The 338-nt window shown below is 44.1% G+C and carries 1 protein-coding gene; it reads left to right on the forward strand.

Going from position 1 to position 338, the window contains the following annotated elements:
- Positions 1–258 (forward strand): hypothetical protein (locus Q0954_RS34660; protein WP_299466857.1); only part of this gene is annotated, 258 nt, incomplete at its 5' end.
- Positions 259–338: the final 80 nt, after the last annotated feature.

The following is a 338-nucleotide window of genomic DNA, read 5'->3' on the forward strand; positions in this document are numbered from 1 at the left end:
GCCCGCAATATCTGGATCAAAAAATGGAACAAAGAAGCGGTGTTTATTGAAGACAGGCTCGATAAATACCGCTCGGTATGGGTGCCCCGCACCGCCATCCGAAACCCTACATTTAAGAGCAAGCGTGACTTTGGCAAAGACAGCATTTACTATATATATGATGTTGAAATAAACAATGAATGGTGGAATGCCAACGTACGCTACCGGGGTTTTGAGTTTGAAACCAACAATGGGCACAGAAAAAGCTGGTGGAGTTAATTGCTCTGCCAGTTTTTTGACTTAACTAACAAATCACAGATGTTCCTTGCTCCAAAGGCAACCTTGCCTCCCCTAAAGGT

The sequence above is a fragment of the uncultured Microscilla sp. genome (assembly GCF_947493425.1).
In the GTDB taxonomy this organism is placed as follows: Bacteria; Bacteroidota; Bacteroidia; order Cytophagales; family Microscillaceae; genus Microscilla.